We start from the raw sequence: 21,695 nt of genomic DNA, 5'->3' as shown, positions 1-21,695 counted from the left end.
TCCGTTTTATTATTTATTATTTTTGTAAAATGAAAATGAATCAATATTTAGACGCTACTTACTTAAAAACAGCAAGTCAGGCGAATCTTACGGAAGAAGAAAATCAACAAAAAGTGATCGATTTAATTAAAGAAGCTATTTTGTTCGATTATAAATTAATCATGATTCGTGCTAAATACATCCCTTTAGCCAAAGAAATGTTAGGTAAAGCTTCTTCTAAAACTTTAATAGGTACTGTAATTGGCTTTCACGAAGGAACTTATTCATTAGACGAAAAAATTAAAGAAGCTAAAGAAGCTATTAATTTAGGTGCAGATGAGTTAGACTTTGTTGTAAATTATCAGGCTTTTAAAAGAGGCGAAATAGATTTAGTTACCAATGAAATTACAAAGGGAATAGCCCTTGCTTTAGATAATAATAAAGTTGTAAAGTGGATAATTGAAGTTGCTGCCTTAACCAATAAAGAAATAGTTGTAATTTCGTCGTTAATTAAAAGTATTGTTTTTACTGTTTTTGGTGAAGAAAATGCAGAAAATGTTTTTGTAAAATCATCAACAGGGTTTTTTAAAACCGAAAACAATTTACCAAATGGGGCCACATTTGAAACTATGAAATTAATTATAGAAAATGCAAAACCCTTAAAAGTAAAAGCAGCAGGTGGTGTAAGAGATTATGAAACCGCTGTAAAAATGATAGATTTAGGAGTAGATAGAATAGGTACATCATCTTCTAAAGAAATAGTTAATAAAGAACAAAACAGCAATTCAGGATACTAATTTTGATAGAATATTTTGCACATGAAACGGCTGTAATAGATAACGATTGCAGTATTGGTAAAGATACCAAAATCTGGCATTTTAGTCATATTATGTCTAATTGTGTTATAGGTGATCACTGTAATATTGGTCAGAATGTAGTAGTCTCTCCAGAAGTTATTTTAGGTAAAAATGTTAAAGTGCAAAACAATGTTTCTATTTATACAGGCGTAATTTGCGAAGACGATGTTTTTTTAGGTCCTTCTATGGTTTTTACAAACGTAATTAATCCACGAAGCGCTATCAAAAGAAAAAATGAATATCAAAAAACTTTAGTAAAAAAAGGCGCAAGTATTGGTGCAAATGCCACCATTGTTTGCGGTAATACTATTGGTGAGTATGCTTTTATTGGTGCTGGTGCTGTAGTAACTAAAGAAATTTTACCATTTGCACTTGTAGTTGGCAACCCCTCTAAACAAATAGGTTGGGTAAGTGAGTACGGCCATCGGTTAGAATTTAATAAAAACGGAATTGCTATCTGTAAAGAAAGTAATCAAAAATATCAATTAAAAAACAACACCATTATAAAGTTATAGAATGATAAAAAAATACGTATTTCTAGTTTTATTATTTCCCTCAATATTATTTGCTCAAGAAGAAAAATATCCAATTTTCGAAGCTTGTAAAGGTGTAGAAATTCAATCATTAAAAGATTGTTTCTATGCGCAAACAAGAAAATTGTTTTTTGCCGAATTTAAAACTCCAGAAATTGCAAAAAACGAAAGTTTTAAAGGAACTGCCAATACTATTTTTGCGGTTACAACAGAAGGAGAATTTAAGTTAATTTACGTAAATACGCCATTTAATGAAGTAAGGGAAGAAGTAAAAAGAGCTTTTATGGTTTTACCAAAAATTACTCCTGGTTGGTATAATAATCATCCAATAGAAATGAAGTTCGAATTGCCTATCAGTTTTCCAGTAAACGAAATTTCTAAAGATTCTATTGTAAATAACGATGGTGCTAGTTTAGAAATTAAAAAAGAAAGTTTAATAGATGTTGTAGAAAAAAAGAGAATTGCAGATTCTACCTTTTTAGAACATAATAGTAAACTAAATATTCCATTTACACATAGAAGTTATGTAGATTATGAATATGCGTTGCACAAAGCAAAAGGTACACATACGGCTTCTAAACCTTATACGTACAATGAAATAATGCCGTATTATGATTTAACCAAAGAGAAGAAAAAGTTTTTAAAACCAAATAAAGAAACTTGGTTGGGTAAAAAAGTTTGGAATGAACATTTATTACAAGTAAAAAAGAAAGATTATTGGTTAACAGTAGATTTATTGTTTGATGTTCAAATGGGAAAAGATAATTCTGATGTAGCGTACACTTTTAATAATTCTAGAATTGTAAATGTAAACGGAGAGATTGGAAAGAATTTTTCATTTTCTACCACGTATTCAGAAAGCCAAGGTAGGTTTGCAGAATATGTAAATAGTTTTATAACCAATACAGCAGCCAATGTACGACCTAAAAATTCTGAAGGATTGGTTCCTGGTAGAGGTAAAACAAAAGGTTTTAAAACAGATGCTCACGATTATCCTGTTGCAGAAGCGTATTTAGCATACACACCAAATAAGTATATGCAGTTTCAGTTTGGTAATGGTAAAAACTTTATTGGAGACGGATATAGATCTTTTATTTTATCAGATGTTTCTTCTCCGACCACTTATTTAAAAATGAAGGTTGATTTTTGGAAAATACAATACACTAATATTTGGATGTGGAATACAGAACCCTCTTTAAGTACTGTCTCAGATCCAAATGAACATGCAAGAAAATATGTGGCAGCTCATTATTTGAGCATCAACCTAACAGATAAGTTAAATATAGGTCTTTTTGAAACTGCAATATCTGCAGGAGAAAACGGAATAGATGCAGGTTTTTTAAACCCTGTTTTATTTTATAGATCTTTAGAGTTTAATAGAGGAGAAGATGCCGGTAATGCCATTGTTGGTTTAACTGGTAAGTATAAATTAAATAATAATATCTCTTTATATTCTCAATTAGTAATAGATGAGTTTTCTGTTGGTAACGTAAGCGATTTAAGTGATTGGAGACATAAATATGCCTATCAATTAGGTGTAAAATATTTTGATGCCTTTAAGGTTGAAAATTTATTTTTACAGTTAGAGTACAATCGTGCTCGTCCGTACACATTTGCACATAAATCACCTATTTTAAATTACGGAAACTACAGCCAACCTCTTGGGCATTTGTGGGGAGCTAACTTTTGGGAGGCAATTGCAATTGCAAGATATAAAAAAGACAGATGGAGTGGTAGTGCTAAAATTATTGTAGGTAAAAAAGGATTTGATTTAGAAGACCAAGTAATAAGTTACGGTGGTGATATTTATCAATCTTATGATGATCGTGTAGGAGATACGGGTATAGAAATTGGACAAGGTAATACTGCAAATATTTTTATTGCAGATGTACAAAGTAATTATTTAATTAATCCTTCTAACAATACAAGTCTTTTTGCTAGTTTGTCTTATAGAAACTTCTCTTCAGATACGCCTTTAACGAGTTTTCCATCAGGAGGAAATGTTTGGTTTTCTATAGGAGTAAGAGCAGATTTATTTAATTGGTACTTCGATTTTTAAATTTTAATATTTTTTTGTGAAAAATAAACGATATTATATATATCTTTGTAGTGTGATTTTTAATTAAGTCACACTTTTTCTTTTTCATAGCAATTTTCCCACTCAATTTATTGAGTGGGTTTTTTATTTAAAGTTAAAAGCTTAATTAAATGGTGGTAAAGTCATAATTATCAAATATCTTTGCAAACTATTTTGAGAAATGGAAACAAAAGTAATTACAGACAATAAAATATCTATGCAGGCGATAATTTCAGATTTTAAGCAACTCACAAAAGTTGGTTTGTCTCTAAGTGTTGTGTTTTCTTCTGTTGCGGGTTATTTATTGGGTGTAGAAATTATTGATTACTTTACCCTTATTTTGTTGGCAATAGGAGGTTTTTTTATGGTTGGTGCTTCTAATGCATTTAATCAAATTATAGAAAAAGATACCGATGCTATTATGAAACGTACTCAGAACAGACCTTTACCAACTGGTAGAATGTCTGTAAATGTAGCACTTACTGTTGCTATTTTGTTTACTATTTTTGGACTTTCAATTTTATATAGTATTAACGCTAAAACAGCCTTATTTGGTGCTATTTCTATATTTTTATATACAAGTGTTTACACACCATTAAAATCTGTAACACCTTTATCTGTTTTTGTAGGTGCTATTCCAGGAGCTATCCCATTTATGTTAGGTTGGGTTGCTGCTACCAATCAGTTTGGTATGGAAGCAGGGTTTTTATTTATGATTCAGTTTTTCTGGCAATTTCCACACTTTTGGGCAATTGGTTGGTTACAACATGAAGAATATCAGAAAGCCGGTTTTAATATGCTTCCTATGGGATTAAAAGATAAAGGAGCTGTAAAACAGATTATTTTTTACACGGTAATTATGATATTAGTATCTACTTCGCCTGTTTTAAAACTATCTGGGGCATTTTATATATATCCTGCAACAGCAGTAATTGTTGCCTTGTTAGGTATGTATATGTTGTATTTTGGAATTAAATTACATAAAAGTGAAGAAAACATTGATGCAAGAAAACTAATGCTATCAAGTGTTTTGTATATTACAGTAGTGCAAATAATCTACGTAGTAGATAAATTTTTACATTAATAATGATAGTAGAACAAACATTAGAACAAGAATTAAAGGTTGCTAAGAAAAAATCTGCAAAACCTATGTTGTGGATTTCCATGATTAGTATGGTGATGTTTTTTGCAGGATTAACAAGTGCATACGTAATAAGTATGGAAAGAGATGATTGGGTTTCTTTTGATTTACCTCAGGCGTTTTATGTAAGTACAGTATTAATCGTAGCAAGTAGTATAACACTTTTTTTGTCGCAAAAATTCTTAAAAGAAGATAAAAGACAACTATCTTTAATACTTGTAGTTGTTACCTTATTATTAGGAATAGGATTTGTTTGGCAGCAATATGTTGGTTTTAATCAACTAAAAAGTGTAGGCTTATTTTTTACAGGTCCAGAAAGTACGGTATCAACATCTTTTATTATAGGAATCACTTTTATGCACGTTTTACACCTGTTAGCAGGGATTATAGTGCTATTAGTTGTTATTTATAATCATTTTAAATACAAATACAAATCAGACAATATGCTTGGGTTTGAACTCGGTACAATCTTCTGGCATTTTGTAGATATACTATGGATTTATCTATTTTTCTTTTTCTATTTTATTAGGTGATGAAAAATAGCTATTTTTGGCGCACTAACTAAGAACACTAATTAATAGAAATTATTATATGGAAGCAAATATTGCTATACCTACAGATGGTAAAGAAACTTGGAGCGGTGGTGGTGTAAAACCATTTGGAGCAAGTTATGGTAAAATGATGATGTGGTTTTTTATCGTTTCTGATGCTTTAACCTTTTCGGGCTTTTTAGCAGCTTACGGTTTAACACGATTTAAATTTATAGACTCTTGGCCAATTGCCGATGAGGTATTTACTCACTTTCCTGGTTTACATGGTGTACATGCACCAATGTATTATGTTGCATTAATGACTTTTATACTTATTGTTTCTTCTGTAACAATGGTATTAGCTGTAGATGCAGGTCATCAAATGAAACAAAAAAGAGTAGCATGGTATATGTTTGCTACTATTATTTTTGGGATGATTTTTATCGGCTCTCAAGCATGGGAATGGAAAAATTTTATTTCTGGTTCTTATGGAGCTGTAAAAACTACTGATGGAAGAATTTTACAATTTGTAAAAGACGGACACCAAATTGCATTGTCAGATTTTGTAGTAGGTGAAAGAGCAGACGGTAGAGTACAACAAACTAGAGAAAATGGATTGTGGTTCGAGAAAGAAGAAACAATTGCTAACTATTCGATAGCTCAAATTCAAAGTTCTTTTAAAGCAAATCCAGATATACAAATTCGTTCTGAATTGATTGATCCGGCAACAAAACAAAAAATAATTCTTTCTAGAGAAGAAGGATTAGCTCAATTGGCTAAAACAAAATTGGTTGTAGAAGGTGCTAACTTGCATGTAAATGAGTATGGAAATACTATTTTTGCCGATTTCTTTTTCTTTATAACTGGTTTTCACGGTTTTCACGTATTGTCAGGAATTATAATTAACATCATTATTTTCTTTAATGTTGTTCTAGGTACTTACGAGCGTAGAGGACATTATGAAATGGTAGAAAAAGTAGGTTTATATTGGCACTTTGTAGATTTAGTTTGGGTATTTGTATTCACATTCTTCTACTTAGTATAATTAAAAAGAGTACCTCTAGGTAAATTCTAAAGGTTTCTGTTAAAATTATCATTCCAGCGAAAGCGGGAATCTAAAAAATATTAAAATGGCACACGCACACGAATCAAACACAAAGAGAATTTGGGTAGTTTTAATACTACTAACCGTTATAACAACTGTAGAAGTTGCATTTGGTATTGTTAAACCAGCTTCTTTACATCTTACAAGCTTTTTAGGTACAAGTCCTTTAAACTGGTTGTTTATCATTTTAACATTGGTAAAAGCATATTACATTGCTTGGGCTTTTATGCACTTAGAGGGTGAAAAAAAATGGTTTAGACGATCTATAGTTTGGACCGCAGTTTTTCTAATTTGTTACCTAGTAACATTACTCTTAATAGAAGGTGGTTATTTATATGACACTTTAGGACCACTTGTAAAATGGTAAAATAAAAAATTTAAAAGGTGGTTTTAACCACCTTTTTTTATATACTGAAATTAATTTTAGTGCCTTAAAAAGAATAGATGATGAAACTTACTAAAAAAAGAGTTGTATTATTTTTACTATTTATTTTTCCATTAATCTGTTTTTTAATTTTATCAACCGGAAAAAATAATTTTACTAAATTACCTGTTGTTACTAAAGGTGTTGTTGATGTTTCTACCTTAGATACCTTACAAACATTTAAAGATAGAATTTCTATTGTTTGCTTTTTAGGTAACGATATAGATACACAAAAAGGCGGTTTCTTTAATCTTAACGAGAAAATTTACAAGAAATTTATAGAATATAAGAAATTTCAGGTAATTGCTATCTATCCCAAAGGAAAAGAAGAAGGAGTTAAACAGCTTAAAAAAGAAATTAGTGCTTTTACAGATATGGTAAAATGGAATTTTGTTGCCGGTTCTAAAGAAGAAATAGTAACTTTATATGGTAGTTTTAATTCTGGTAATGCATTATCTAATTTATACACATCTAACGTTTTTTTGATTGATAAAAACGGTAATCTTAGAGGTAGACTTACCGACGCAGATAGTAAAGATGGAAAACTTATTGGTTACAATATGAATTCTGTTTCTGAGTTAAATGCTAAATTAAAGGATGATGTTTTAGTACTCTTTTACGAGTATTATGCTGCATTTAAAGAAAAAAACGAAAATAAAGCAGATAGAAAAGAAGTTGGGTTATGAACAAAAAGTATTCTTATATAGGTGTATCATTTGTTATCCTTTTATTCGGAATTTATGTTGTTAGAAATTTAGATAGAAGAATAAATGATAATGATCTTGTGCAACATGATCGATTGGATAGAATTGACAAAAAATCTGGTAAAAAAAGTGGTTTATATACATTTAATAAAGTTCCAGATTTTGAGTTTGTAGATCAAAACGGAAAAATAATTACCAATAATGATTACAAAGGAAAAGTTTATGTTGTAGAATTTTTCTTTTCTACGTGTCCAACTATTTGTCCTTTAATGAATAAAAAGATGGTTACTATTCAAGATGAATTCTCTTCTAATACTAACTTTGGTATTGCTTCTATTTCTATTACGCCAGAAATAGATACACCAGAGGTTTTAAAAGAATATACCTTAGAAAATCAAATAACGCATAAAAATTGGCATTTGTTAACAGGTCAAAATCAAGAAATTGTTTATGATTTAGCTAATAAAGGATTTAAATTATATGCAGGTAAAGGAGATGAAGATCATGGAGGTTTTGAGCATTCTGGTTTGTTTGCTTTAGTAGATAAAGAAGGAAATATTAGATCTAGAACAGACGAGTTTGGTAACCCAATTATGTATTACAGAGCTTTAAGTGAACAAGGTTTTCCTGACCAAGTAGAAGAATTAAAAAAAGATATTAAAATTTTGTTGAATGAGTAATTTAGCACAAGAAAAAAAATATAAGAAAATTATTACAGGCTTATCCATTGTTATTCCTTTGGCAGTGGCAGCTTTATTTGGTATTAATTTAAGAAAACTAGGTTTTAATGTAGCGCCTTTAACTTTTTTACCACCCATTTATGCATCTATAAATGGTATAACTGCAGTTGTTTTAATAGCAGCAGTTGTTGCAATTAAAAAAGGAAATAGAAAGTTACATGAGCAGTTAAATACATTTGCAATTGCCTGTTCTTTAGTTTTTTTATTACTGTATATTGGGTATCACATGACATCTGATTCTACTAAATTCGGAGGTGAAGGTGCTATAAAATATATTTATTATTTTATTTTATTTACGCATATAATTTTATCAATTATTATAATTCCACTTGTACTTACCACTTTTATGAGAGCAAAGTTGGGTAATTTTCCGCAACATAAAAAAATAGCAAAACTTACATTTCCTTTATGGTTGTATGTAGCCATTACGGGTGTTGTTGTTTATTTAATGATATCTCCTTATTATGTATAAAAAAAGAGTAATTATATGGTTGTTGTTGATGGTTTTTACATCACAGGTTTCATTTTCTCAATGTGCAATGTGTAAAGCTGTAGTAGAAAATGGCGATGTTTCTATGGCGCAAGGTGTTAATAATGGAATAACCTATTTAATGGTTTTTCCGTATCTTTTGGTAGGTGTTTTATTTTATGTAATTTACAGGTATAAAAAAAATGCTAAAAATTAACATTTATATAAGATTGATATCTTGTAACAAATTTTACTTTTAGTCGTCTTATTGAAACATTATAAGAATTTTTTCTTTTTGATGATTACATTATTTTATATCAACCCAAAAAAAATACGTTTTGAAGACTAAACTTATCCTATTTGTAGCTTTTTTTACTACAATTGCTACTTTTTCACAAAAGAAATGGACTCTTAAAGAGTGTGTTAATCAAGCTTTAGATAAAAATATTTCTATTCAACAGAATAAATTAAACTTAGAAATTGCAAAAACGGATTTAAAGAGTTCTAAAGGAAACTTTTTACCTACTGTTAGTGCCAATTCTGGAGGTAATCTTTCTGCAGGTTCTAACTTTGATCCTGTTACAAACAACAGATCTGCAAGCACAACTTTTTTTGGTGGTAATGTTGGTTTAAGTGCAGGTATAACTGTTTTTAATGGGTTTAGAAATTTAAACTTATACAAGCAAGCAGAATTAGGTATCGAAACAAGTAAATTAGATTTAGCAAAAATTGAGAATGATGTTTCTCTGTTTGTTGTAAATGGATATTTAAACGTTCTTTTTGCCAAAGAAAATTTAGAAGTAGCTAAAGTTCAGGCAGAAATAAGCAAAAAACAGATAAGTGCTGCTAATGATAGATTTGAGGCTGGTACTATTGCAAAAGGAGAATTATTAAACTTTAAATCTACCGCTGCTAATGATTTACAGAGTGTAATAACTCAAGAGAATGCATTAGACCTTGCGCTCTTAAATTTAGCACAATTATTACAGGTTCCGGTAAATAATTTTGATGTTGCCTCCTTAGATGTTCAGTCACCTTCATCTGATTTGTTGTATAAAAATTCATCTGCAGTTTATGATAAATCTTTAACAAAAATGCCCGAAATTAAACGAGCTAAATTGGCAATAGAAAATGCAGATTTAGGTATTGCAATTAGCAAAGGAAGCTATTTACCAACAATTACCAGTTCTGTTTTTGCTAATTCAAATTATAGATATATTATAAAACCAACAGGAGTTCCTACTGGTAATTTTTTCGATCAGTTAGATGGAAACCTAGGTTATGGAGTTGGCTTTAACGTTAGCGTTCCTATTTTTAATGGTTTTAAAACTGATGCTAGTGTAAAAAGATCTAAAATAAATAAAGAAATTTTTGAAACTAGATTAGAAAGTGAAAAATTAAATTTAAAACAAACTATAGAGCAGGCGTTTTTAGATGTAAAATCATCTTTAAAAGCATATGAAGCTGCTAAAATTTCTTTAGAAGCACAAAAAGAAGCATTTAAAAATGCACAAGAAAGATATAATTATGGGGTAATGACGTTGTTCGATTTCGATTTAGTTAGAACCCGTTTGGTTAATGCAGAAGGAGCCATGATACGTTCTAAATATGATTATGTTTTTAAAACAAAAGTGTTACAATTTTATTCTGGAGAACTTATTTTAGAATAAATATAATATAGATGAACTTTAGAAGCCTCGCAAATTTGCGAGGTTTTCTTTTTTGGATGACTTATATTTGCATAAAAAATATAGAACTTGGTAATTATCCTTAACATAGAAACCGCAACCAAAAATTGCTCTGTTAGTATTGCGAAAAATGGTGAAGTTATTGCGCTAAAAGAATTAAATAATGGTAAGTATTCCCATGCAGAAGTACTGCATCCTTTTATTTTAGATGTTTTAAATGAAGCAAATCTTACTTCTAATCAAATAGACGCTGTAGCGGTAAGTAAAGGACCTGGATCTTATACGGGCTTAAGAATTGGTGTTTCGGCTGCAAAAGGGCTTTGTTTTGCTTTTGATAAGCCGTTGATATCTATTAAAACCTTAGAATCTTTAGCGCATGCTATTTCTGTTGATGAAGGCGTAATAATATCGATGTTAGATGCAAGAAGAATGGAAGTGTATGCTGCTGTTTTTAATAAAAATCATGACCAAGTAAGAGATATTAAAGCAGAGATTATTGATGAAAACTCTTTTGCAGAATACTTAGAAGCTGGTAAGGTTACCTTTTTAGGTGATGGTGCTCACAAGTGCAAAGATGTAATTACTCATAAAAATGCTGTTTTTGTTGATGATAAGTTTCCTTCTGCTAAAGAAATGGCGCAATTATCTTATGATAAGTACAAAAAAAACGACATCGAAGATGTCGCTTATTTTGAACCTTTTTATTTAAAAGATTTTGTAGTGATTCCAGAAAAGAAAAAGAAACCTACTTTTTAACATTAACTTGATGTGGATAAGGAATTTCAATTCCTGCTTTATCAAGTGCTAATTTTACATTTTCTGTTACATCAAAGTATACATTCCAGTAATCTTCTGTTTTACACCAAGGTCTTACAGCAAAATTAACAGAACTATCTGCTAATTCAGATACAGTAACTCCTGGGGCAGGGTCTTTTAATACTTTTGGATGAGAAGTTAACACATTCATTAAAACTTCTTTTGTTTGCTTAATATCTGCATCATAAGAAACGCCTATAGTTAAATCTACGCGTCTTGTACCTTCTGTAGTATAGTTAACAATATTTCCGTTTGATAATGTACCATTTGGTATTATAATTTCTTTGTTAGATAAACCAGTAAGTTTTGTTGTAAAAATTTCAATTTCTTTTACAACACCAATTTCACCTTGTGCTTCTATTAGGTCACCAAGTTTAAAAGGTTTAAAAATCATAATTAAAACTCCTCCAGCAAAGTTTGCTAAAGATCCTTGTAATGCTAAACCAACAGCTAAACCTGCTGCTGCTAAAATAGCTGCAAAAGAAGTAGTTTCTACTCCAAGTTTAGAGATAACAGCTATGATTAATAATATTTTTAGTCCCCAACCAATTAAGTTCCCTAAAAATTTTTGAAGCGTAAGGTCTAATCCACCTTTGTTCATTACTTTTCTAGATGTTTTAACAATTAGTTTGATAACTAATAACCCAATAATTAGAATTGCTAATGCAACTAATATTTTTGGTGTAAACTCAATTATTAATCCTTTTAAATATTCAAGATATTTATCCATTTTTTATTTTTTTGTTATAAATTAACTGCAAAAATAATGGTTTCTTATTGAAGAACGAAAAGATTAACAACTATAATAATTAGACATAGAGTTTAATGTTGTAGTTGTTTTTATATAATAAAAAAGCGATTTAATTTTACATTAAATCGCCTTTAAATAATTCTTTTTATGTTTTAATTTACTTCAAAAGTAATTTTTAAGTTAACTCTAAACTCGGTAACTTCATCTCCATTAACAACAGCACTTTGCGATTGTACAAATACAGATTTAATATTTTTTACAGATTTAGAGGCTTGTTTTACTGCCTTTCTTGTTGCTTCTTCCCAACTTTTTTCTGAGTTTGCTAATACCTCAATAACTTTCATAACTGCCATAATCTTATTTTTTAGTTAATATCTAGTAAAGGTATTAAATTAATATTTATTTACTCAATGTTAATTTAATGTTACCAAAATGTTTTTTAATTGTAACTTATTATGTATATTTGTATATATATTATGAACCCTAAAAAATAAAATCATGAAAAAAATACTAACACTTATAGTTCTTTGTGTAGCAGCAATAGGATATTCTCAAGATAAAGAAGTAACTTATACAGCAGAAGGTAATTTGGTAAAAGCTACTTATTACTATGAAGATGGATCAATAAGTACTCAAGGTTATTTTAAAGATAAAAAATTAACTGGAGAATGGACTCGTTTTGATAAAGAAGGTAATAAAGTTCAAATAGCCAATTATAAAGACGGTAAAAAAGTTGGCAAATGGTTTGTTTGGAACGATGATTCTTTAAGAGAAATTAATTATGATAACAATGCAATTGTTGATGTAAATTTATGGAAGCATGAAGCAAAGTTAGCTTCTAATAAATAAAAAATACTTTATGTAGCTTTTAAGGCTATATTAAACTCCAAAATAATATATTTTGGAGTTTTTTTATGGAGTAATGTTTCCTTTATAAAGGGTATTATTAAAGGTGTTTCTGTTACTTGTTATGTTTATAGAATTTGTTTAGTTTGTATAACTAAAAGTTGTTTTACTTAATTTATAGAGTATATATTTAAAAGGATTGATGTTTATATAGGTCTTATTGTACTTTACTATTTAGTAGTGATAAATATAATATTACTTTGTAGGTTTAAAGTAATCTAAGAAGGCTTTATTTAAGCTCATAAAAAAACCGTTTAGAGCATGCTCTAAACGGTTTTTTTATTTGTGTTGTAAACTCTATTACTCTACAATTAATGTAAATGGAATACTATATTTTACACCTACTGGTTTTCCTCTTTGTTTACCAGGTTTCATTTTAGGCAATTGTTTCATCACTTTAATAACCTCACTTTTAATTTTTGGGTGTGGTGCTCTAGCGTTTACGTTAACAATATTTCCGTTTTTATCAATTTTAAAACCAATAAATACTCTTTTTCTACCTGGAGATAAACCTAGTTCGTTAGGTAAATTTGCATCAAATTTTCTTGAGAAGTGCTTTTGTACCATTTTACTAAAACAAGCTTTTAACTCATTTTTACTTCCTTTACATCCAGGAAATACAGGTACATCTTCAATAATCATAAAACTTACATCTTCTACAACTTCTTCTACTTCTTCTACCTCTACAATTTCTTCTACTTCTACAGCTTCAGTTTCATCTGTTTCAGTAGATTCAATTACAGTTTCTTCAACTTCCTTTTCATCTTCAACAATTTCAATTTTTTCTGGTGCTGGTGGTGGTGGCGTTTTTGGTTTCACTGGCTCTACTCTTTCAGTAATTACAGTTTCTTCTTCCATTTCGGCATTCATCGTTACAGTACCTAAATCACCAATATTTCTATCGTATGTTTTCTTTTCTATTGCAGCATAGGTTACAAATAATGCTAAAACCAAACCTATTTGCATAAAAATTTTACTGTAATTTTCTAAATTTGATTTTGGGTGTTTTTTAATTTCCATTGTAAAGAGTTTTTAATAGTTCGCTAATTTAATTAAATTATTGGTTTATATACAAGTCTTAGTATGAATTAACTGTAATTTTTTTTAATATTAGATTAAAAACAAATAATCCTAACAGAATTCCTACCGTATTTGATAATGCATCTTTATAATCACCTGTTCTATATACAGTTAATGTTGCTTGCAAAACTTCAATAATTATGCCAAAAATTATACAACTAATTACGATAACGTATTTTAGTGTTGGTTTTCTATAAAATGAAAGCAACCAACAAAGAGAAAGCGTAAAATAAGCAGTCAGGTGGTATACTTTATCTACATTACTAAAACTTTCTTCAAGTTTGGGCATTTTCATTAAACTTAAATATGTAATGGTAATAGTTATTAGTATTGCAATGACGTAAAGGTTATCCTTGAATAAGTTCTTTATACGCTGCAGCATCTAATAAATTATTTATTTGAGTTGTGTCTGATATGTCCACTTTAATCATCCAACCTTTACCGTAAGGATCAGAATTTACAAGTTCTGGTTCGTCTTCTAAAGCTTCATTAAATTCAATTACTTCACCTGTTAAAGGCATAAATAAATCTGAAACAGTTTTAACCGCCTCTACAGAACCAAAAACTTCTCCTTCTTCTACAGTATCGTCTAAGGTGTCTACATCTACATAAACGATATCTCCTAGCTCTCCTTGTGCAAATTCTGTAATACCAACTGTTGCAGTATTTCCTTCAATTTTAATCCACTCGTGATCTTTTGTGTATTTTAACTCTAATGGTAATTTCATTCTTTAATTAATTTTATGGTGTTATTGTTAATTTCCTCCTAGGTTATAAATAATATTAAATCCTCCATTAATCGACTGTCTCGGAAAAGTGGTAGAGATTGCATATTTAGATGTTTGATGATTATAGTAAAATGATGCTGTTAGGCTATTGCTTAATCTATAATCTGCGGTAAATTTAATAGAAAAAAGTTTCTGTCCACCACTTATTTGATTATTATCTTCATCTACAGATCTAATTTGTGTTAAATTATCTCTTAAAGATACATCTGCTCTTAAGTTTATATCTCCTTTTAGAGTTTGTTTTTTTCCTGTAAATCGGGTATTAAACTTTACGTCTTTAAATACATAACCCATTCCAAAAACATATTCTGTTCCTTTAATATCAGTTAAAGTACTGTTATTAAAATTCATGGTAAGGGTTCTATCTCTTTTTACTTCTCCTCTAAGTGAGAAAGAGTTTCTCATTTTCATATCTAATTTAATTAGTGGAGAAAATTCATCAACTAAAGTAGCAGCAGCTACTAATAATTCTGGTTCATAATTGTTAGCTACATTTATATTTGCATACGGATTATTACCATCATACTGCAAGTTGTTTGTAAAACTAGATAGGGTATAAGAAGATCTATAACCATGTGATACTACAAAGTTGCTAAAGTTTTTCTTAAAGAATTTTAATTTCATTAACCCATTGTATCTAAGTGTCCAGTTAGGAATTGGAATATTTCTAAATAAACCTGTGTTTACTTTATCAGGGCTCTGCCCAGAATATGCAGCCATAAAAGCAGGTAATAATACTTGTTGACTATTTGCACCAAAACCACTTACCGGAACTCCATTTTCGTTTGCAAGTCTGTTAGAAATGATACTTCTATAGTCTCTTAATTTTTGAAACAATTCATCGCCGTCTGAAAATGCCGTAGAAACCATAGAATAACTAGTACTAAAGTTTCCTGTTTCAAAAGCAGCAATATTTTGATCTAACTCGCCAAACTCAGTTCCGTTATTTATAACATCTAATTGTTGAGATAAATCTCTTGTTTTAATTTTATTACCCCTAACATCTATATTTAAATCCTTAATTGGTTTTAAGGTAAATGTATAATCTAATTTGTTGTAATGTGTTTTACTGTAGGTTTTATTATAGTAATCTGCATCAGCATCTCTAGGTGTTACTAACCATCCATTTTCTAAGGCCTTGTTTCTAATGTCTACTTGACTACCAAAGGCAAAAGAAGTAGGTGCGCCTCCTAAAAAGCCAACATCTTCTGTGTAACCTGGTAATAATTGCCCGTTGTTTTCTGAGTAGCTAATTTTACCTTGTTTTATAGATGTTAAAATATCATAAGTACCTTTTAGAATTGTTTTACCAATAGATAGCTTTTTCTTTTTTACTCCTGTTGTGCTTCTTCCAGGAGTTCTAGGTAAACTTGGGCCGTTTAATCCTTTCGATTTTTTTATTTCTTTGATTCCTTTACGTTGACTCTTGGTTAGTAATAATTTTTCGAAACCAAGGCCTTTGTAAAAGCTATCAAAATTTAAAGTAGTATTTAAATTGTGGGTATTAGCATTCTGAATTACGTTTCCAATCAAGTCTACAGAAGATATATCAGCGCCATCAACATCTATAGTGTTTTGTGGTGCCGCTTGCCAATCGAAATCTGCTGTGTATGCATAATCTGCTTTTATAAATTTTAAAAACGGAATTTTATCAATTGGTAAATTATAGGTTCCGTTTAATGTTTGATGATATTGGTTTGCTCTTCCTGTGTTAAAGAAATCATCAAATACTTGAATCTCATCATTACTATTAAAAGTATCATACACATAACTATTGGTTGCATTAAAATTTAATTGCAACGATTTTGTTAGATCAAAACCAATTGTGTAATCCCAATCAAATAAGAACCTACGTTGTTTTAATTCTGGTTGTGGAGATAATCCTTCTACTAAATTTCTAGATTGTTGTTCGTTATAATTTCTATTGATGCTAGAATTAACGGCAAATGTTTTAGGTATTGGGTTAAAGTTAAAATCTTTTATCAACTTTAAATATTCACTTTTAAAGAGTGATGAGTTTTTAAAAGGTTCTATTGGTTTAGAATCGAAACTAAAGTTATAAGATGCAGAAGCTCTTACACTTTCGTTAATACGTTTTTTGATGTTGTAATTTCTCTGAAATTCTTTATTATGTGCATAAGAAACAGCTAAATTTTCTACATCGTAAAACTTAGGTTTTTTTGTAGAATTAGGATTTCTATTCTTTTTTACGTTTGTAAAACTAATGCTAGTTCTTTTGGTATAATCTCTAGAAAACTCACTGTTTTCATTTTCTCCCAAAGCATCTGCTAGTTCTACATCCTGAAATTGAGGATCGTATTTAGGGTCTATATAAACCTCACCAACACTATAACTCATAGGTAACTGAATTCCCCAATCTTTTGGAGTTAAGACTTTTCCTAAATTAATGGTTGTAGCAACATCATATTGTTTTGTTTCGTCTAAACTACGTTGGTTTACCCTTTCTTCTACATTCCCAAAACCTACGGTAGACATACTACCAGATAAAGATACATTTGCTACATCCGCAAAATTGGCATCGGCATTTAATACTGCAGCCCAACCACCTTGGTTGTCAAATCCAGAAGAACGTAATTCATTAAACCAAACCTCTCCACTTATTGGCGATGTTGTATTGTTTTTTAGCCCTAAAACAATTGTTTTTAATTGTGCTAATGTTGGGTTTCCTTTTACAGCTATTGTATACGGAATTTCTGGATCTTGTTCTATAGAGGTGTATAAATCTGTAATTGCACTTCCAGCTCTATCTCTTTCTAATTTTACTAATCCGAAAGTTTCTAAAAAAGCGTTTAAATTATTTGCTTCTGGCCAAAGATCTAAGGCAGAAGTACCGTTTGTAGAAACTTTTAACGGAACTTCTATTTGATAATAGTTGTCATCTAAATCTGTACCTAATCTTATAATGGCAGAAAAGTCGTTGTCACTTATGGCAAGAGCGCCTTCATTCTTTTGAAGATGCATAAACATCTTTAAATTTTTGAATCGCCTTAAATCCATACTAATATTTTTGTAAATAGCCCTTGCTTCATTTGGAGGCAGGTTGTTTACTTTTAAGGTAACAGATTGTTCGTTTTGCAGTTGTACACTAGTACTACCTTGCAAACGCTCTCTTTCTATTCCTGGAGGTTGTATGTAGCTTCCTTCGTTTTGCTCGATACTTACAACACCAACTTCAAAATCTTTTAATTGATTATCATCTAAATCTATAGGAGTTGTTAGGTCTTCATCTAGTGTTTTTGTGTAACGTCTCCAATCTCCACGTACCAAGTCTAATTCTCCAAAACGAATTACAACAGGTATTTTAAAATTGGTTAAAAACATTCTCATAAAACGGATACTATTAAAATCTGATATACCATTTACTGGTGTTCCGCTTCTTATAGGAACTCTAAATTGATACCACGTTGTTTTTTGATTTACACCGTTTTCTAAAGTAACATCTGTTGTTTTTTCATCAACAATAAAATTCTTTCCTACTACCAAATCATTTCTATTCATAGAAACTTTATACTCGTAGTAACTTTCTACGGTATTCATGGTTTGATCTTTATTAATATCTTCTACATCTGGATACGATGTTGATGATGTTGGGTACGTTTCTGGAGATTGATTTAAGGTTGGTGAGTTGCCTTGTGTGTTGTTGTAGTTTTTATATCTGGTAATAATTGATGCGTTACTTGCATCTAATTGAGATCCTCTAAAATATTGAAAGTTATCTGATGCAGGGTCATTTGGGTTTAATTTACTAAAGTTAGAAAGAGTAGTACTGTATTTAGCAAATTCATCAGTATCATTTAAACCATCAAAACCAACATCTTGGTTAGCTCTTGCGTCATCATCTTCATTAAAAGCATAAATAATAGATGGGTTTGTAGGTACTTTACCCCATGTAGTTGGTGCTGTATTTAGATCGCCGCCCGTTTCTGGTAAACCGTTTTCATACATTTTACGACTATCTTTTAAGATGTCTTCGGATACATTTCCTAAGTTAATGTATAAATCTCCTACTTGGTTTGAAACATCGTTAGGGTTCATTCCTGCAGGTAAACCTTCTTCTGGTCTAATTGAATAATTTTCATAAGGGTCCATCACCCAAAATTGTACGTATTCAATATTTGCTTGATCAAAATTATTGGTTGTTAAAGGTCTCATAACGCCTCCCCATCTATTTTCAGGATCAGAGAAAGTACCATCTGTATTTACATTGATTCCTGTATCAAAATTATAAGAACCTCTTTCTGATGGGAAATAAGCCAAATCTAAGGTTCTTATTAATGAATTCTGTGTAATGTCTAATTGAATATTAGGAAACAACTCTCTATAATTAATTTGTCTTGTTTCTGCTCTAGAAAGTTCTGCTGCACTTATGTTTGATGGAGTATCTCCTGCTCCGTAAAAAATTTGATCTACATTATACCAAGCCAATCTTCCTCTTTGGTAATTGTAAGATAAATCTTCTTGTTCACCATTAAAGCCAGGGAAATATTTAGGAGTACTTGCTTGGTGCCAATCTAATGGAGATAAGATGCTAATTGGTATTTGAGAAGCTTCAAAGTCATCTATATAAGAAGTTGCTGCACCTGTTACGTCTATTCCGCTTGGTGTACCAGGAAGTAAGTAGGCCATATCTGCTCTAACCGATAAATTAGAAGGTACATCTGTATCTACAAAAGGTAATTTATTTGCCAATTTTGTAAAATAGGGTACTTCTGTAGAATAATCTACATTCACCCCAAACATGGTGTTGTTTATTGGGTCTGATCCAAAGTTTACTTTAGGAGTAATAGGTCTTTCATTTACATTTAAAACAGTTGCACCAACAATAAATTTATCAGAAAATTTATGTTCAACATCAACACCCATAAATGTTTTTCTTTGTTGATTAAATACGGCATTGTTTTCTGTAGACACGCTAATTGGTGTTCCAGATGCTTGCAAGCCTGTGTCTATAATTTGTACACGACCAAGTTGATAATCTACCACATAATCTACTCCTTCTACCAATTGTCTACCACCAGCAGTTACTTTTACAGATCCTCTTGGTACATTAAATGCGCCAATAGGGATTCCGCCAGAAGTTTCTGATTTAAAATATCCTTTTAAGAAATACTTATCTTTATTTTGATAGTTGTTTTGTGCGTTTACCTTGGTATTTAAATAAAGTTCTTTAAATAGGTAAGTAGCATCTTCTGTATTGGTTAATTCATCGGCCAAATCATTACCAAAAGGTTCTGGCTCTGGAAAAAAGATAAATCCGTTTTGTGAGTTAACGGTAATTCCTTCTACATAATCGAAAAAACCGTCTGGAGATCTAAACTGACTCTGGTCTAACTGGTCTAATTTTAAAATTTGTAGTAAAGGTAAATTAGCGATTCCTGCAGTTTTAGCATTTTGTAAAACGTTAGAAGGAATTCCTGTTTGATCATCTCTATATTGAATTTCGAAACGAAAACCATCCTGCGTTAGCGGAAAAGCACCTAGGGCATATACGTTTTTCATCATTAAACGCCATGTAGGAAAAGACTCCTCTACAGTAACACCACCTATAACTCTATCTCTTTTTGTTTTTAAAATTTCACTACGTAATAATTTTACAGCTAAAGCTTGAGGAGCTAATATTCCGTCATTAGAAAACTCTCCAACTTTAAAAGAGTTTTTTGTGCTTCCTGTAACACCTCCAGCAATGGTATACTCATAAGCAACGGCTAAAACTTCACCATCATTTAATCTTCTATTTAAAGAAATAAAACCCAATTGAGCATTTAAGGTGTATTCACTTGTGTTTAATTTTCGAGCATTTTCTAACACAGAATAATCTGTACCTTCACTCATGTTGTAAGGCTGTAACGTGCTATTTACGGTAGAAATACTTCTAATTCCGCTAGTTGTAGTTAGTAGGTTAGATAAATTATTAGACTCATTTGCAGGAATATTTCCACCCGTAGTTGTTGGCGGACTTGTGGGTTGTACTTCTCCTGTTTGGTTTACCAAAACATCTGTATCAGATTCTCCAATATCTGCTAAAGCCACAATACTTCTATAATCTTCTGTACTAGCATTTCTGTTGGTTATCCAAACTTCTACTCTTGTAATGTTAATTTGACTGTTGATTAACGGATAATTTTTAAGAGAATTTGCGTAGTTGTCTATAAAATATTGTGATAAGAAAAAGTGACGATCATTATCATAATCTGTAGCCTGTAATTGAAATTCTTGTATAGATGCCCCACCTTCTGCAACAACAGTTTTACTTTCTGAGTTTTGCTGAGAAAAGACCGCAGTTATGTTTGTGTTACCAAATTTTAATTGTGTTTTTACACCAAATAAACTTTGCGCACCGTTAATTAAAGAGTTTTTAATGGGCATAGAAACGTTACCTGCTTCTATGCCTTGTAAAATATCATCTTCAGTAGGTTCGTAACCAATTTTTACTAAGTTCTGAAAATCGAAAGTAGATTGTGTGTCGTAATTTGCAGTGAAATCTAAACGTGTACCAACTTGCGCACGAATACTTGCATTAATTTGTTGATCAAAATCGAACGTAAAACTACTTCTATTTTCTTCTGATAATTGTGGGTTCTCTGTATTCTGATAAATAAAACCTAGCTTTAAATTTAAACTTCCTGTAGGAGTTACTTTAATTTCACTTCCACCAAAAATAGTTTTAAAAAAATCTGAATTTACATAATAAGTAGGTAGTAAATCTTTTTGAGCGTCTTTAGAACCCTTTTTCTTAGAATTTGTAGCGCTTACTTTGTCTTTATAATATTGCGTCATATCTCTTTTTAAGCGATAATCTGCGTATTCTCTTTGAGTTAGATATATAGGTGTTTTAGTATAATAATCACCTATTTTTTCTATGATTACATATTTATTTAAATCTTTATCAAAAATAATTTCTTTTTCTGCCAGATAATCTAAAAACAAACCTCCAGTTTGATCTTTTTTAAAGTTATATCTTAACTTTAAAGTATCATTTTTTACGGTAACAGAATCTGTGTTTTTATTTGTTTGCGCATGTAGGGAGATGTTTGCTATGAAAGCAAAAGCAAGAAATAAAATTATTTTTTTTAAAAAAATTCTCAA

20 protein-coding genes are annotated in these 21,695 nt (G+C 30.4%); 14 read left to right on the top strand and 6 right to left on the bottom strand.

What is annotated here, in order from left to right; all coding sequences use genetic code 11:
• Positions 1-29 precede the first annotated feature (29 nt).
• The 13 genes from deoC to tsaB all read left to right on the top strand — a co-directional run bounded on the left by deoC (position 30) and on the right by tsaB (position 11,003).
• Entirely contained in the window at positions 30-776 is a 747-nt protein-coding gene (gene deoC / locus WHD07_RS10165; RefSeq protein WP_343328293.1) for a deoxyribose-phosphate aldolase, read from the top strand.
• Between the two features lie 2 nt (positions 777-778).
• Positions 779-1,351: an acyltransferase gene (locus WHD07_RS10160; protein WP_317044735.1), complete on the top strand. Its 573-nt coding sequence runs from the start codon at positions 779-781 to the stop codon at positions 1,349-1,351.
• A 1-nt stretch (position 1,352) separates the two neighbouring features.
• The gene (locus tag WHD07_RS10155; RefSeq protein ID WP_343328292.1) at positions 1,353-3,428 is read left to right on the top strand and encodes a gliding motility protein RemB; all 2,076 of its coding nucleotides are present in this window, start codon (positions 1,353-1,355) and stop codon (positions 3,426-3,428) included.
• A 199-nt stretch (positions 3,429-3,627) separates the two neighbouring features.
• Positions 3,628-4,530, top strand: coding sequence for a heme o synthase (cyoE, locus tag WHD07_RS10150; RefSeq protein ID WP_343328291.1), 903 nt, complete (start codon positions 3,628-3,630; stop codon positions 4,528-4,530).
• A gap of 2 nt (positions 4,531-4,532) precedes the next feature.
• Complete coding sequence (locus WHD07_RS10145) at positions 4,533-5,120, top strand: cytochrome c oxidase subunit 3 (RefSeq protein WP_343328290.1); 588 nt, start codon at positions 4,533-4,535, stop codon at positions 5,118-5,120.
• Positions 5,121-5,178: 58 nt separating this feature from the next.
• Complete coding sequence (locus tag WHD07_RS10140; RefSeq protein WP_105049891.1) at positions 5,179-6,162, top strand: cytochrome c oxidase subunit 3; 984 nt, start codon at positions 5,179-5,181, stop codon at positions 6,160-6,162.
• 85 nt (positions 6,163-6,247) lie between these two features.
• Positions 6,248-6,589 (top strand): cytochrome C oxidase subunit IV family protein, encoded by a 342-nt coding sequence (locus WHD07_RS10135; RefSeq protein WP_105049892.1) that lies wholly within the window; start codon positions 6,248-6,250, stop codon positions 6,587-6,589.
• A gap of 77 nt (positions 6,590-6,666) precedes the next feature.
• Positions 6,667-7,332, top strand: coding sequence for a hypothetical protein (locus WHD07_RS10130; protein WP_343328289.1), 666 nt, complete (start codon positions 6,667-6,669; stop codon positions 7,330-7,332).
• Positions 7,329-8,030, top strand: a complete 702-nt coding sequence (locus WHD07_RS10125) for an SCO family protein (RefSeq protein ID WP_343328288.1) — start codon at positions 7,329-7,331, stop codon at positions 8,028-8,030. Before WHD07_RS10130 ends, WHD07_RS10125 begins: the two co-directional genes overlap by 4 nt.
• The gene (locus WHD07_RS10120; protein WP_343328287.1) at positions 8,023-8,562 is read left to right on the top strand and encodes a DUF420 domain-containing protein; all 540 of its coding nucleotides are present in this window, start codon (positions 8,023-8,025) and stop codon (positions 8,560-8,562) included. Before WHD07_RS10125 ends, WHD07_RS10120 begins: the two co-directional genes overlap by 8 nt.
• Complete coding sequence (locus tag WHD07_RS10115; protein WP_343328286.1) at positions 8,555-8,776, top strand: hypothetical protein; 222 nt, start codon at positions 8,555-8,557, stop codon at positions 8,774-8,776. The genes WHD07_RS10120 and WHD07_RS10115 overlap by 8 nt, the downstream gene beginning before the upstream one ends.
• Positions 8,777-8,897: 121 nt before the next feature.
• Positions 8,898-10,229, top strand: a complete 1,332-nt coding sequence (locus tag WHD07_RS10110) for a TolC family protein (RefSeq protein ID WP_343328285.1) — start codon at positions 8,898-8,900, stop codon at positions 10,227-10,229.
• Positions 10,230-10,316: 87 nt separating this feature from the next.
• Positions 10,317-11,003: a tRNA (adenosine(37)-N6)-threonylcarbamoyltransferase complex dimerization subunit type 1 TsaB gene (gene tsaB, locus WHD07_RS10105; protein WP_343328284.1), complete on the top strand. Its 687-nt coding sequence runs from the start codon at positions 10,317-10,319 to the stop codon at positions 11,001-11,003.
• Here tsaB and WHD07_RS10100 read toward each other — a convergent pair.
• The gene (locus tag WHD07_RS10100) at positions 10,993-11,793 is read right to left on the bottom strand and encodes a mechanosensitive ion channel family protein (RefSeq protein WP_343328283.1); all 801 of its coding nucleotides are present in this window, start codon (positions 11,791-11,793) and stop codon (positions 10,993-10,995) included. The genes tsaB and WHD07_RS10100 overlap by 11 nt on opposite strands.
• Before the next feature lie 173 nt (positions 11,794-11,966).
• Positions 11,967-12,167: a dodecin family protein gene (locus tag WHD07_RS10095; RefSeq protein ID WP_105049900.1), complete on the bottom strand. Its 201-nt coding sequence runs from the start codon at positions 12,165-12,167 to the stop codon at positions 11,967-11,969.
• A gap of 145 nt (positions 12,168-12,312) precedes the next feature.
• On the opposite strand from WHD07_RS10095, the gene WHD07_RS10090 reads away from it, so the two are divergent.
• Positions 12,313-12,663, top strand: a complete 351-nt coding sequence (locus WHD07_RS10090) for a nicotinic acid mononucleotide adenyltransferase (RefSeq protein WP_343328282.1) — start codon at positions 12,313-12,315, stop codon at positions 12,661-12,663.
• A 357-nt stretch (positions 12,664-13,020) separates the two neighbouring features.
• Here WHD07_RS10090 and WHD07_RS10085 read toward each other — a convergent pair whose 3' ends face one another.
• Genes WHD07_RS10085 through sprA form a run of 4 tightly spaced genes read right to left on the bottom strand, consistent with a single transcriptional unit; the run spans position 13,021 to position 21,695 of the window.
• Positions 13,021-13,740 (bottom strand): energy transducer TonB, encoded by a 720-nt coding sequence (locus WHD07_RS10085; RefSeq protein ID WP_343328281.1) that lies wholly within the window; start codon positions 13,738-13,740, stop codon positions 13,021-13,023.
• A 58-nt stretch (positions 13,741-13,798) separates the two neighbouring features.
• Positions 13,799-14,089: a VanZ family protein gene (locus WHD07_RS10080; protein WP_343328280.1), complete on the bottom strand. Its 291-nt coding sequence runs from the start codon at positions 14,087-14,089 to the stop codon at positions 13,799-13,801.
• Between the two features lie 58 nt (positions 14,090-14,147).
• The gene (gene gcvH / locus WHD07_RS10075; RefSeq protein WP_343328279.1) at positions 14,148-14,528 is read right to left on the bottom strand and encodes a glycine cleavage system protein GcvH; all 381 of its coding nucleotides are present in this window, start codon (positions 14,526-14,528) and stop codon (positions 14,148-14,150) included.
• Between the two features lie 27 nt (positions 14,529-14,555).
• A complete protein-coding gene (sprA, locus tag WHD07_RS10070) occupies positions 14,556-21,695 on the bottom strand; it encodes a cell surface protein SprA (RefSeq protein WP_343328278.1) in 7,140 nt (2,379 codons plus the stop codon).

The sequence above is a fragment of the Polaribacter staleyi genome (genome assembly GCF_038024045.1).
Taxonomy (GTDB): Bacteria; Bacteroidota; Bacteroidia; order Flavobacteriales; family Flavobacteriaceae; genus Polaribacter; species Polaribacter butkevichii.
The sequence above is the reverse complement of the archived record's forward strand: the minus strand, read 5'-3'. Positions and strand labels throughout refer to the sequence as shown.

Excerpts from the sequence above, each read along its gene's own strand:
- deoC (WP_343328293.1), top strand. The coding sequence starts at position 30 with ATGAAAATGAATCAATATTTAGACGCTACTTACTTAAAAACAGCAAGT.
- WHD07_RS10155 (WP_343328292.1), top strand. The coding sequence starts at position 1,353 with ATGATAAAAAAATACGTATTTCTAGTTTTATTATTTCCCTCAATATTA.
- cyoE (WP_343328291.1), top strand. The coding sequence starts at position 3,628 with ATGGAAACAAAAGTAATTACAGACAATAAAATATCTATGCAGGCGATA.
- WHD07_RS10145 (WP_343328290.1), top strand. The coding sequence starts at position 4,533 with ATGATAGTAGAACAAACATTAGAACAAGAATTAAAGGTTGCTAAGAAA.
- WHD07_RS10140 (WP_105049891.1), top strand. The coding sequence starts at position 5,179 with ATGGAAGCAAATATTGCTATACCTACAGATGGTAAAGAAACTTGGAGC.
- WHD07_RS10135 (WP_105049892.1), top strand. The coding sequence starts at position 6,248 with ATGGCACACGCACACGAATCAAACACAAAGAGAATTTGGGTAGTTTTA.
- WHD07_RS10130 (WP_343328289.1), top strand. The coding sequence starts at position 6,667 with ATGATGAAACTTACTAAAAAAAGAGTTGTATTATTTTTACTATTTATT.
- WHD07_RS10125 (WP_343328288.1), top strand. The coding sequence starts at position 7,329 with ATGAACAAAAAGTATTCTTATATAGGTGTATCATTTGTTATCCTTTTA.
- WHD07_RS10120 (WP_343328287.1), top strand. The coding sequence starts at position 8,023 with ATGAGTAATTTAGCACAAGAAAAAAAATATAAGAAAATTATTACAGGC.
- WHD07_RS10115 (WP_343328286.1), top strand. The coding sequence starts at position 8,555 with ATGTATAAAAAAAGAGTAATTATATGGTTGTTGTTGATGGTTTTTACA.
- WHD07_RS10100 (WP_343328283.1), bottom strand. The coding sequence starts at position 11,793 with ATGGATAAATATCTTGAATATTTAAAAGGATTAATAATTGAGTTTACA.
- WHD07_RS10095 (WP_105049900.1), bottom strand. The coding sequence starts at position 12,167 with ATGGCAGTTATGAAAGTTATTGAGGTATTAGCAAACTCAGAAAAAAGT.
- WHD07_RS10090 (WP_343328282.1), top strand. The coding sequence starts at position 12,313 with ATGAAAAAAATACTAACACTTATAGTTCTTTGTGTAGCAGCAATAGGA.
- WHD07_RS10085 (WP_343328281.1), bottom strand. The coding sequence starts at position 13,740 with ATGGAAATTAAAAAACACCCAAAATCAAATTTAGAAAATTACAGTAAA.
- WHD07_RS10080 (WP_343328280.1), bottom strand. The coding sequence starts at position 14,089 with ATGCCCAAACTTGAAGAAAGTTTTAGTAATGTAGATAAAGTATACCAC.
- gcvH (WP_343328279.1), bottom strand. The coding sequence starts at position 14,528 with ATGAAATTACCATTAGAGTTAAAATACACAAAAGATCACGAGTGGATT.